The organism is Nitrospirota bacterium, from assembly GCA_035873375.1.
In the GTDB taxonomy this organism is placed as follows: domain Bacteria; phylum Nitrospirota; class Thermodesulfovibrionia; order Thermodesulfovibrionales; family JdFR-85; genus BMS3Bbin07.
This window is the reverse complement of the sequence record JAYWMQ010000028.1, coordinates 35095-47119: the sequence shown is the minus strand read 5'-3', so window position 1 is coordinate 47119 and position 12025 is coordinate 35095. Positions and strand designations below refer to the sequence as shown.

General features: G+C 45.5%; 11 protein-coding genes. 8 read left to right on the top strand and 3 right to left on the bottom strand.

Annotation, left to right across the window (positions count from 1 at the left end; all coding sequences use genetic code 11):
• Positions 1–257 (top strand): hypothetical protein (locus VST71_06535; GenBank protein ID MEC4685370.1); only part of this gene is annotated, 257 nt, incomplete at its 5' end.
• 278 nt (positions 258–535) lie between these two features.
• On the opposite strand, the gene VST71_06530 is transcribed toward VST71_06535, so the two are convergent.
• Positions 536–775 carry a type II toxin-antitoxin system HicA family toxin gene (locus tag VST71_06530; protein MEC4685369.1) on the bottom strand — a complete coding sequence of 80 codons (240 nt, stop codon included), beginning with the start codon at positions 773–775 and terminating at the stop codon, positions 536–538.
• Positions 776–1000: a type II toxin-antitoxin system HicB family antitoxin gene (locus tag VST71_06525; protein ID MEC4685368.1), complete on the bottom strand. Its 225-nt coding sequence runs from the start codon at positions 998–1000 to the stop codon at positions 776–778. It lies immediately after the preceding gene.
• A 540-nt stretch (positions 1001–1540) separates the two neighbouring features.
• On the opposite strand from VST71_06525, the gene VST71_06520 reads away from it, so the two are divergent.
• Positions 1541–1966, top strand: coding sequence for an avidin/streptavidin family protein (locus VST71_06520; GenBank protein MEC4685367.1), 426 nt, complete (start codon positions 1541–1543; stop codon positions 1964–1966).
• 98 nt (positions 1967–2064) lie between these two features.
• The gene (gene traF, locus VST71_06515; protein ID MEC4685366.1) at positions 2065–3264 is read left to right on the top strand and encodes a conjugal transfer protein TraF; all 1200 of its coding nucleotides are present in this window, start codon (positions 2065–2067) and stop codon (positions 3262–3264) included.
• Positions 3265–3327: 63 nt separating this feature from the next.
• Here traF and VST71_06510 read toward each other — a convergent pair whose 3' ends face one another.
• Positions 3328–4839, bottom strand: a complete 1512-nt coding sequence (locus tag VST71_06510; GenBank protein ID MEC4685365.1) for a DUF4832 domain-containing protein — start codon at positions 4837–4839, stop codon at positions 3328–3330.
• A 433-nt stretch (positions 4840–5272) separates the two neighbouring features.
• On the opposite strand from VST71_06510, the gene VST71_06505 reads away from it, so the two are divergent.
• The 5 genes from VST71_06505 to phnD all read left to right on the top strand — a co-directional run bounded on the left by VST71_06505 (position 5273) and on the right by phnD (position 12017).
• Positions 5273–5644 (top strand): response regulator, encoded by a 372-nt coding sequence (locus VST71_06505; protein ID MEC4685364.1) that lies wholly within the window; start codon positions 5273–5275, stop codon positions 5642–5644.
• Positions 5641–7614, top strand: a complete 1974-nt coding sequence (locus VST71_06500) for a chemotaxis protein CheA (GenBank protein ID MEC4685363.1) — start codon at positions 5641–5643, stop codon at positions 7612–7614. The genes VST71_06505 and VST71_06500 overlap by 4 nt, the downstream gene beginning before the upstream one ends.
• Positions 7607–8407, top strand: a complete 801-nt coding sequence (locus VST71_06495; GenBank protein ID MEC4685362.1) for an AAA family ATPase — start codon at positions 7607–7609, stop codon at positions 8405–8407. Before VST71_06500 ends, VST71_06495 begins: the two co-directional genes overlap by 8 nt.
• The gene (locus tag VST71_06490) at positions 8407–9102 is read left to right on the top strand and encodes a chemotaxis protein CheW (protein MEC4685361.1); all 696 of its coding nucleotides are present in this window, start codon (positions 8407–8409) and stop codon (positions 9100–9102) included. Before VST71_06495 ends, VST71_06490 begins: the two co-directional genes overlap by 1 nt.
• A 62-nt stretch (positions 9103–9164) precedes the next feature.
• Positions 9165–12017 (top strand): phosphate/phosphite/phosphonate ABC transporter substrate-binding protein, encoded by a 2853-nt coding sequence (gene phnD / locus VST71_06485; GenBank protein ID MEC4685360.1) that lies wholly within the window; start codon positions 9165–9167, stop codon positions 12015–12017.
• Positions 12018–12025 lie beyond the last annotated feature (8 nt).

The following is a 12025-nucleotide window of genomic DNA, read 5'->3' as shown; positions in this document are numbered from 1 at the left end:
ATTCTCACAGGTTGAAATTTCCTTTGAAGATATTTGAAGAAAATATAATTCCAGATAACTATCAATACTATTTCGTCGAGCCTGGAACTAAGCAAACATTTACTTATATTACAAAGATCGATGCGAAAAACAATTTCATTACTGCATTTGCTGCATTCAAATACAAACAGCGTTTTAAATGGAAGTTTTCTCCTTTTAGACTCGTGCGTGAACAGCATACCTGTGAACATGCGTTTGATTTGAGTAAAATGCGGTAGCCATAACCTATTTAAAAAGATTCATCCCACATCAACTAAAACTAAACTATAATAGGGAGTACTGCCAATAATTATTATTAAAAGCGTTATCCCGCCGCTAAATAATGCTGCAATCCATCCTTGTTTTGCTGCTTCTCTCGCAGAGGCCTCATCATGTATGAAGGGCCAAAAAAACATTTCCTTTTGACGATTTATTATTCACTTTTTATTCGCCTCAACGACCGAATTCAGCGGCGGCTATTTGCCGTCCGCTGGAAGAAGGCATTGTTATCTATTGATCATGTCTTGTTGTATGCATCTAAAAATTCTTTCCTTGATATCCTTGCTTGTGTGCATATGGTTCTTAATGTCGAAGCTTTTATGTATGGATGATTGGGCATTGTTAAAGGAGTTTTTGTCCCCTCTGGATTTTCTCTAACCATTGAAATATGTTCTCTTTCCCTTACAATCATAAACCCTAAAATTTCTAATGCCTTTATTACCCTCCGTTTGGGAGCATCAACTGGGAATTTTGTCATTTATGCTTCTACTCCAGCCTCTGCTACAAAAGCTTCAAGAACTGGTGAATCAACTTCAAGAACTTCTTCTCCGAATGTTTCAATATGAAATTTTATTGCTGATTTTACATCCGAAAGTGCTTCTTCGTAGGTCTCACCTTGTCCTACCACTATCCCTCTCAGTCCCAATGGATAGGCAACGTAGCCATCAGGATGTTTTTCTACTATTATTTTATATTGCTTTATCATCAAATCCTCCCGTTCTTTCAGCTTTCATGCGTATATTTTAGCATATCCTCAATATAGTTTTTTGATAACAATTAATATACGAACTACTTATTTCTCCCCCAAACTACCCTATACTATATCACATTTTAGAAACACATGCACTCTCTGATTGTTATTTTATAAAGAAAAAATTATCGTTTTTCGTATTTATGCTCTAATATCAGGAAATACGTAATACGTATAATATTGGATAATTGCCAAGGAGGGTGTCCGGAACGAGGGGATTAACGAGAATTTATTGGTAGAAAGGGGCGGCTTGGGAACCAACGATAACTGATAGGCAATGTATAAATACAAGCCCAATTACTCCTTGACCAGTTGATTATTCTTTACTTATGGGATATTATAGAAGGGATGGTTGCATTGTTAAGCTCCTCGCTATATATAGCTGTACGTAGTTCCTGGATTCTACAATATCATTCTCGATCTAAAAAATGGGGGAAATGATAAGAAGCCACCTTAAAACCTGAAAATTCATATCAAAAATGGAGGGAATCAATGGGATTGGAAGGCACCTGGTATAACGAGTTGGGTTCAGAAATGAATCTACAGGTAGATGGAAATTCTGTGTCGGGAACATACCAGACTGCTGTCGGAGATGCACAAGGCATCTATACCCTGGCAGGCACTACAGACACAGAACCTTACGGTCAGAGTCAGGCTGTCGGATTTACTGTTGCCTGGGTTAATAAAAGTGGAAATTCACACTCTGTAACCGCCTGGTCCGGACAACTGCAAATGATTGACGGCCAGGAAATATTGACGGCAACATGGCTCCTTACCCAGGAAACCGAACCTGAGCATGACTGGGCATCCACTCTTGTCGGGATGGATGTCTTTAAAAGAAGCCAGCCTTCGAAAGCAGAATCTGAAAAAAGGGCAAAACAGGCCCCATGGTCTCATCCGGCAAAATCAAGGAGATAACGCATTGCTCAAACAACAACACCAAAATAAAGACATTCGGGCTAAGTGATACTATACTACTTGTTAAATTAACGGAACGATTTAAAGGAGGTATGGCGATGGCAGGTGTAAGACATATTTTTTTATTGGGACTCTCTTTCCTTCTTCTGACAACCAGTGCCTTTGCAGCGGAATTTGTAACAATAGGACCGCGGGCCATGGGCATGGGAGGTGCTCATGTTGCAGTTGCATCAGATGCTACGGCTATATACTGGAATCCTGCCGGCCTGAGTGCCCAGCACAGGGTAACGGATATCAGGGCTCACGTCGGGGCGGTTGTCAAGGACCACAGTGGCCTTGCAGACTTGTGGGACGATATTGATACTGTCCTTAACGGGAGAGAGATTAGTGATTCGGAATTCTATGACAACCCGGATGATGTAGTCCGCTTGGTGGATATACTCCTCAAGTTAGATAAAAATGGCAGCAGAATAGACATCAATGGCCAGGCAGGGGCTATTGCAAGTGCCGACATCAAGGGTATGGCCCTGGCAATAGGTGTAACAGGCATAGGCTACGCAAATGCTGTGCCAAGGATCGACCTAATTAATGTTAAACCCATCCCCGATGTCCTCCCCCAATCTATTGCCAACAATACGTCAGCAATAGACCTCACCGGCTTACAGACTATTGAATACAGTCTGAGCCTGGCACACGGTTTTATCAACGATACCCTCCACGTTGGGGCCACAGTTAAACTTATGGATGCCGCCACCTACTTTGAGTCTATCCTTGCCTTTAATACCAGCGATACCAATATCGTGGAAAAGGTAAAAAATAACAAACGCACCGGCCAGAAGATAACAGGGGATATTGGTGTAATCTGGATACCGTCGGAGAAGTTAAGGCTTGGAGCCGTTGGAAAGTACCTTACAGGCCCCTCATTCTCCTCTGCAAGGGGCAGCGATATAAAGATAGCCCCACAGATAAGGGCTGGTGCCGCCTTTCTGCCATGGCGGGGGGCAACTGTCGCACTTGATATAGATGTTACCTCCAACGAGACCCTTACGCCGGGATATAAGGAGCGGCAGGTTGCTGTTGGATTCGAGCAGGCACTTGGAACCAAAGGAAAGATATTAAGTGATCTCTTCACCCTCAGGGCGGGGGGATACAAGAACGTGGCAGAGAGCGGATCAAACTTTGTGGCTACAGCAGGTCTTGGATTAGGTCTCCTTGGATTAAGATTGGATCTTGCCGGCGCATACGATTTTGCAAAAGAAGAGATTGGAGCCAGTGCCAATGTGGCTTTTCAATGGTAAAAATGTTAACAACCGGGAACAGCATTAAGGCTGCTCCCGGTTATCACCAATAAAGAGGTATTGTTAATCCACCGATATATCGCCCAGGATATACCAGCCGGAATCCGTTTTTTCATTCAGGATTGCAAGACTAATGGCAGGCGTGTTATCCAGGGTGGAATCTATAATTGCACATCCCAACTTGTAACTCCCAGCCGGCACTGAATCAAGAAAAGCCTTTAGTGTGTAGGAATATTGACCCCCTTCTACCCAGGCAGAAGGCTCTGCAACCCCGTCAATGGCCCTGAACACAACCTGCTCTGTTGCAGGGTCGATCAAGGCAAAGGCAACCTTGTACTTGTAATTCCATTGGGGCTTGTTATTGGGCAGCACCCCGACACCTGTATTCTTCCAGGTATGTGATATGGTTATCTCTCCTCCCTGCTCTACTCTGTCAGGATAGGTAATTTCCGCAGGAATCAAACGGTATCCACCTTTGACAATAAACTCCTGTACCAGGTCGGGGGCCTCTGAAAACCAGGCTTCCGTGTCTTCAGGAATGCGAAGGTCCAGTGTATTTGCATGCAGGGACAAGGCGTCATTGAGGACTGCCTCAAGCGCTGCCCGCAGGGTATCATAATCATTTTCCCACTTCCTCCGGGACTGAAGGTACTGATAAACATTTTCCGCGTAAAAGGGAATTCCGGGAAAGTGACTTCGAATCCTCTCTTTGTCGGCCTCTATGAACCAGTATGGAAGACCCAGGGTGTCTTTGCGTATCACATATCCGTATTCTTCAAGGGCAACAGCATCAATATTGTCCAGACCAAATCCGGTTGAGTTCTTGTTGTATTGAACACCCAAAAGCACACGTGTAAAGTTTGCTGCATACGCTCCGGTAATCCAGCGGAGCACAGCGGATACATCCCCCTCCTGCAACTTCAATCGATTTCCTTCCCCCCAGACTCCAAGACCATTGCCGTCAACAAAATCAACAACAGCAGGGTCATTGTATTCCTTGCCAAAGGCGTTAAGGAACAAGGAGAACTTCTCCTGAAAAACAGGGTCGTCAACATACGGGCTCCATCTGCCTTTTGTATCGACAGCCCCATCTGCCCCGGCATCTATTACATACTGAGGTGTTGCCTGCTGGTAAGAGCCTTCACTGTCGACATAGACGCGGAAGGCAAGCTTGAGTCCCCTGTCCAGCGCGCCCTGAATGAGGTCTTTAAAGTTCTGGTCGTCTTCCCATGCATAAACGCCTTCTGTTGGTTCAAGCTGGGACCATGGAAGTCTTATATAAAGGATGCTCGCACTCCCTGCATAAGGGTTCTGGCTTTCCCAATATATATCGGCCTGAGGGAAATCAGCAAATGCATCAGCATACAACACCCATCCCATCGCCGGGTTTCTGATCACACTTGTCTGATCCTCTTCAGGCTGAACCGTTACATCCTGAGCCTCGAGAGTCTCTTGAGTTGCAATTATCTCCTGAGACTCAACAGTGGAATCGGCGTTGCAGCCCGACAGGACCACAAGTATGGGCAGAAGCACGAAAATCAGTCCAAAACTTCTGAAAGAACTTGCCCCATTCATAAATACCTCCCCTTTACTTTATAGATTATATTGCATGACTTTCGATTGTCAATTAGCAAAACTGAAGGACAGTGCTCAAAAATTGAGACAGAACACTGGTTAACCGGTTCCCTCCCGGTAATTTAGGGCATTAGAATTTGTTGACAGTATCGATTTTTTCTTGATATACTTCAGTTGTGAAGCTATTTGAGCAAAGCCCCGGGCATCCTGATCAGGAAATTGAACGCTACACAAACCGTAGCATGGCAGGTGCTTCACGGCAGTGAGTCAATTTATGACTAATAGAACCCGCTGCATCCGGAGACAGGGTCTCTTTCCTGAAATTTGTTTTAAACTCCTTACACTCACACTCAAACCAGAAAACTGTATAACAAAACGTTTACTGTAGATGGCCATTATTCCCGGCCCATGGTCGGAAATCCGGAGGTGAGAAGTGAAAAACATACTTGTGGTAGAAGACTCCGAATCAACCCGCTCCATGATGAGAACAATTATTGAGGACCTTGGAGAAGAGTATCAGGTCTTTGAGGCTGGCACAGGCTTTGAGGCCCTCAAAATACTCCCTACCGAAGGTTTCAGTCTGATAATAACAGATATAAATATGCCTGATATAAACGGCATTGAGTTGATTAACTTTGTAAAAACCACACCGCAATATAAAGACATACCAATGATCATAGTGAGTACTGAAAGGTCGGAGGAGGATAAAAAGAGGGGATTGGCACTTGGGGCAGAGGCATATATTACAAAACCCTTCAGGCCTGAAGACTTTCAGGAGAAGATTCGGTTGGTTTTAAGTTCATGAATTCATCAAAAAAGGAGTTTATCTCAGAGGCGGAAGAGTTACTTGGAGAGGCCGAGGAACATCTCCTCGAACTTCAGGAATCCGCTGAGACAGGGGCTAATCCCGACACTGTTAATGCCCTCTTTCGATCCATCCATACACTAAAGGGGATTTCAGGCCTCTTCGGGCTTGAGGGACTAAAAGATCTGAGCCATGCCATTGAGGAGATCCTTGACAGTCTGAGGCTTGGCAATATCGAGGTCAGCGATGATGTTATCAGATTCCTTTTCAAAAACATTGACATCCTGAGAGAATTGCTTAAAAAGGCAGAGCAGGGGAATGATTTTGATGTAACACCTTATCTTGAAGATATAAAGGTATTCGGTCGGAAGACCTCAAGCCGGCAAAAGCAGGAGTCATTAAGCGGCGTTATTGATGAGGCAATTATCAGTGTACTCTCCAATTATGAAGAACAGAGACTGAGAGCAAATATAAAAAAGAAGAGGGCAATATTCACCATAAATGCGGTCTTCTCCCTTGAAGACTTTGACAAAGCACTTGCTGAACTTACAGAAAAGATCAAAAAGCAAGGGGAATTGATATCAATCCTCCCCACCTCTGAAAACATGCCGCCAGACTCTCTTGGATTCAAACTTCTCTTTGCATCCGACAAAGACCCTGATTCCCTGAAAACCGCCATTGGCATTGCGCCCGAACAGATTACGGGCAGCAAGCCTAAAAAGACAACAGCCCGGAAACTACAGCCTTCACTAAAAAGCATTTCAACCACTGTAAGAGTGGATATAGAAAAACTTGACGGGATACTCAACACAATTGGAGAACTCACGCTTACCAAGGGGGCCATTAAACGCATAGAAGGCGAACTTGCAGGAATCTACGGGCACTCAGAGCTTGTCTTTGATATGCACAGGGCATACCAGAGTCTTGAAAGGAGACTGTCGGAATTACAGCAGCAGGTACTGGAGATTCGTATGGTGCCTATCGGTCAGATATTTTCACGCCTTGCACAGATAGTAAAACGATACTCTCAGGAGATAGGAAAACCCGTTAATCTGACGGTCTTTGGAGAGGAGACCGAGCTGGATAAATTCATCGCCGAAGAGATCGTGGACCCCTTGATGCACATTGTCAGAAATGCCATAGACCACGGGATAGAGAGCCCTGAAGAACGAAAGAGAAGGGGCAAGCCTGAAAGGGGAACCATCAGGGTTAAGGCTTTTCAACGTGGCAATAACGTAATAGTAGAAATAGAGGACGACGGCAGAGGAATTGACACGGAAGTGATACGGGAAAAAGCCCTGGAAAAAGGGATTATTACTGCCGGAACAGAGATAGACGATACAGAATTGATAGGCTTCATCTTCAGGGCAGGATTCAGCACAAAAGAGAAGGTAACAGAGGTGTCGGGAAGAGGAGTCGGCATGGATGTGGTTAAAAACCGGATATCTTCGATAGGCGGGTTTGTGGATGTAAGGACGGAAAAAGACATTTATACGCGATTCTCTCTCTCCATCCCCATCACCCTTGCCATTATCAAGTCACTGCTGATAAGAGTCGGCATCAATACCTTTGCCTTACCACTGTCATCGATCTCCGAGACCCTGATAGTCGACAGGGATGCCCTTCAGAGCATAGAAGGCAAAAAAGTGTATAACCTGAGGGGAGAGTTGCTGCCTGTTATGCCGGTATCGGATTTTTTCGAAATCGGTTCTCAGACCCGTGAAAGCGGCCATCATGAGAGCCGATATATTGTGGTTTCCGGATACGAAGAACGGAGGGTTGGACTCCTTGTAGACGAACTTATTGGTGGGCAGGAGATTGTTATAAAGTCCCTCGGTGGATATTTCGAGGGATTAAAGGGGGTTGCAGGTGTTACGGAAATCGGCAGGCACAATGTCATACTTGTCATAGACGTTGAGACCTTGACAGAGGAAATCCTGCTCAGGCACAAGGGACTGGTACATGTATAAAGACTTTTACGGGTTGAGTGAAAGACCTTTCAACAAGACCCCGGATCCCCGGTTTCTCTATCTCAGCAAGGCACATGAGGAGGCCTTTGCAAGACTTCAGTACGTTGTGGAAGAAAAGGAAACCATATTATTTACAGGTGAGATAGGATGCGGAAAGACCACGCTCACAAGGGCTTTAATGGACTCTTTGAATGACCAATACAGGATAATACTTATCGTGAATCCAAGGCTGACGGCAAACCAGTTTTTAAGAACAATCGCGCGCCGCATGGAGGTAAAACCTCCTTTTAATCATAAGGATGACCTCCTGGATGCTATTTACCGGAAGGTCTATGAGGACCATGAAAACGGCATTACACCTGTGATTATTATTGATGAGGCACAGCTTATACCTAAAAAGGAGACATTTGAAGAAATAAGGCTCCTTACCAATTTCCAGCTCGACGATACCAACCTTATAAGCCTGATTTTTGTGGCTCAACCGGATATTCTCAGACGGTTGAAACACAGGGCATATGCCCCACTTAGGCAGAGGATCGGGATATTCTATCACCTGCCGCCCCTGTCTGAAGAAGAGGTCTCGGAATACATCAACCACAGGTTGAAGGTATCAGGCAGGGAAACCAGACTCTTTACTGATGAAGCGATAGGCCTTATCCACATATATTCCGGGGGAATACCGAGACTTATAAACAGTATTGCAACCTCGGCACTGCTTGATGCCTTCTCAAAAGACTCTCAACTCATTGACAACACCAATGTCATGGATGCAGTGGAGGAACTCGGACTCTGATGGATATAGCTAAAATCAGGAAAAAGGCTGCACAGGCCGGAAAGACAGCAAAGCCATCTACTCACAAACCTTCTGATACGGAAACTGAGACGTTGAAAACCACTGAAGAGAAGACGGAAAATACCAAACCTGTTATCAAGGAAGGGCCGGCAGAATCAGGGGAGAAAGCCTCTCCTGAGGAATCAATCGGGGTTGAGACACCGGAGGTAAGGATTGATCTGCTCTGTTTTCAGCTTGGACCGGAAACATATGCCTTCCATATGAGGGATGTGCAGGAGATAGCCCATCCACCCGCTATAACACCCGTCCCCGGAACTCCGTCTTATGTAAAGGGGCTAAGTTCATTACGGGGAAAGATGGTCCCCATTGTGGACCTGAAGGCAAGACTGAATATCACTGATACTGAAAAAATCCCGGATACGGACAGAAACCGGAACAGGGTCACTCAAAGGGCCAAGATAGTTATTGTCAGAGGCCCAAGGGGGCCTATCGGTGTTATGGCAGACAGGATTGTCGGGGTCAGGCGGATGCCCGAATCAGACCTCAACCCGGCCCCTCCACATATCACAGAAGAAGAGGCAAGATTTATTGAAGGTATTATTATCTCCGATGGAATCTTTATGACAATACTCAGGACTGAGGAGGCGCTTGGGTTAACTATAACAAAAAAGGCGCATCCTCAAGGTAATCAATAGGTTATTATAATACTGAATTATACCTTTATACCTTATAGTTAAGCCTCTCAAAGGAGAAGAGAATGGGAAAACTTGAAAAAAAGGTCCTTGGAGTAGTTATATCAGTCATTATTTTGGGCGCTATCTTTGCCGTAACTACGGTTATTTATCTTCAGAAGAAAAACATCTACGAAACCGCACAGGAAAAAATGTTTGAAACCGCAACGGTAATCAGCACAAGCATTGAAAGGACCATGATTGAAGGACGGGCTGAAATCACCAAAGCCATGGCAGGCGACCTCAAGGCACTTAAAGGCGTAGAGGCCATCACTATCCTGAATCATGAAGGCCGGGTAGCATTTGACAGAAAAGCACCTGCAACAGAGAAGCGCTATGTCGAAAGGTTCAGGACAAACCTCTCCCCTTACGCCCTGATCGAAAACGGGCTAATGACCGTTTACAAGCCACTGATAAAAAGATCTGCATGCCAAAAATGCCACAAGATTGACAGCCCTTTCATCGGGGCGGTCAAGGTCTCCATGACACTTGAAAGTGAGAAAGAAAAGATTGCAGAGATGGCAACTGTTACTATCATCGCTTCCTTGTTTGCCATAGCCATACTCTCTTTTATTATGTGGCTGCTTCTGAGAAAGATAGTGCTTAACCCGATAAAGAAGATAGAAAAGGCTGCCAGGCTCCTCTCGGATGGAGACCTGACCTTCAATGTCGATATAGATTCTACCGATGAAATCGGACAGGCGAGCACTGCGCTGCAGGATGCGCTTCAATCCATATCTTCAATCCTCCAGAGGGTAAAGGACGTCACTAAAAGAATCTCCAAGGTCTCCTCAGAGGTTGAATCGGAGTCGAGGGATATTCTTGAAGGCACTCAACTCGAAGCCGAGGCTATTTCGAATATCTCCTCTTCCATAGAGGAACTGAACGCTGCAATCACCGAGATTGCAGCAAATACGGAAGACCTTGCGGCATCTTCAGAACAGACCACCGCTGCGGTTGAAGAGATGGCTGCCAGCACCTCCCAGATCGCCAACAACAGCAACGAACTCTTTGAATCAACCGAATCTACATCAGCTTCCATTGAGGAACTCTCATCTTCCATAAAAGAGGTTGCGCTGAGCGCTGATGATCTCTTCAGGTCTGCTGAGGACACCCTTTCAGCAATTGAAGAGATTACAGCCTCTATCAGGGAAGTCGAAGGGAATACCAAGGAATCCGCCAAATTGAGTGAACGGGTCATGAACGAGGCATCCACTTACGGAATGACTTCCATCGGGAAGACTATCGAGGGGATGGAACGGATAAAGACCTCTGTTGAAAAGACCGCAGAGTATATAAAGAAGCTCGGCGGGAGGTCGGAAGAGATAGGAAAGATACTCACAGTAATCGACGATGTTACCGACCAGACGAATCTCCTTGCACTGAATGCGGCTATTTTGGCAGCCCAGGCAGGAGAACACGGCAAGGGGTTTTCTGTTGTTGCCGATGAAATAAAAGACCTCGCAGAAAGGACATCCTTCTCTACCCAGGAGATTTCATCACTGATACAGACGGTGCAGCAGGAGGTCAGGGACGCAGTGGATGCAATGAAGCACGGCCTTGAATCGGTCAATGAGGGACTCGGGCTCTCACAGGAGGCCTCAGGGGTACTGAAAAAGATTGTGGAGAGCGCACAGCTTTCTTCAGAGATGTCTACGGCCATTGAACACTCAACTTCGGAGCAGGCTGAGGCAGCACGGTTTGTATCAAGGTCAATGGAAAATGTCCGTAATATGGCAAGTCAGATTGCAAAGGCAACATCCGAGCAATCAAGGGGAATGAACCTTATAACGAATGCCGCGGAGAAGGTTAAGGATATAGCCGTGCAGGTGAAAACCGCTACAGAGGAGCAATCCCTGCAGAGCAAACAGATAATAAAGAGCACTGATGTGGTTTCAGAAAAGAGTCAGCAGATAGCCAGCGCCATAAATGAACAGAAAACAGAGTCTGAACAGATAAAGAGATCTGCAGAAAATATATCAGACCTTCCGGTTAAAAACAGGAACCTCTCATTCAAGGTCAACAATTCTCTCAGGTCCCTCGTTAAAGACTCCGAACTTATTGTGACGGAAATGGAAAGTTTCAGATTCTCTGTATCCGCAAGGCCTGAAAAGACCCTCAGGCTCGGTGTAATACCCCTGGAATCTCCGGCGGATATGTATAGAAAGTTTACCCCCCTCGCTGAGTACCTGGGCAGGAAACTCGGCAAGAAGGTGGAATTAAAGGTGGGCGTGGATTTCAACAGTGCAATAAAGGAGATCGGCAGTGGTGTAACACAACTCTGCTATATGACCCCCTCAACATACATAAAGGCCAATCGTGATTATGGCGTAAGGGTAATTGCCAAGGCCCTGAGGGACGGCAAGCCCTTTCACCACTCGGTCATTATTGCAAGGAGTGACAGCCCTGTATCAAGCATTGAGGACCTGAGGGACTGCTCATTTGCCTTTGGCGATCAGGAGTCTACCTCATCTCATATAGTGCCACGGTATATGTTACTTGAAGCCGGCATAGACCTTGACGACCTCCTCTTCTATAACTATCTCGGCCATCACGATGATGTGGCAAAGGCAGTGCTTTCAGGTGGGTATGACGCTGGAGGAGTAATGGAATCAACTGCGGATAAATATAAGGAACAGGGATTGAAATTTATAAAATTCTCTGAAGAAATACCCGAGTTCAATATATGTATTACCAGGGATATACCCGAGGAAAGTGCAGAAGAGATAAAATCCGCCATCCTCGCGCTGAAGGATACCGGCACTGAAGGGATAACGGTACTGAAATCCATTGATGAACACTATACAGGTTTTGTTGAGGCACATGGTGACGACTATGCCTGGATAAGGGATATCATGTCGAGACTGAAGATGATATGAGATACCTT

Excerpts from the sequence above, each read along its gene's own strand:
- VST71_06530 (MEC4685369.1), bottom strand. The coding sequence starts at position 775 with ATGACAAAATTCCCAGTTGATGCTCCCAAACGGAGGGTAATAAAGGCA.
- VST71_06520 (MEC4685367.1), top strand. The coding sequence starts at position 1,541 with ATGGGATTGGAAGGCACCTGGTATAACGAGTTGGGTTCAGAAATGAAT.
- traF (MEC4685366.1), top strand. The coding sequence starts at position 2,065 with ATGGCAGGTGTAAGACATATTTTTTTATTGGGACTCTCTTTCCTTCTT.
- VST71_06510 (MEC4685365.1), bottom strand. The coding sequence starts at position 4,839 with ATGAATGGGGCAAGTTCTTTCAGAAGTTTTGGACTGATTTTCGTGCTT.
- VST71_06500 (MEC4685363.1), top strand. The coding sequence starts at position 5,641 with ATGAATTCATCAAAAAAGGAGTTTATCTCAGAGGCGGAAGAGTTACTT.
- VST71_06495 (MEC4685362.1), top strand. The coding sequence starts at position 7,607 with ATGTATAAAGACTTTTACGGGTTGAGTGAAAGACCTTTCAACAAGACC.
- VST71_06490 (MEC4685361.1), top strand. The coding sequence starts at position 8,407 with ATGGATATAGCTAAAATCAGGAAAAAGGCTGCACAGGCCGGAAAGACA.
- phnD (MEC4685360.1), top strand. The coding sequence starts at position 9,165 with ATGGGAAAACTTGAAAAAAAGGTCCTTGGAGTAGTTATATCAGTCATT.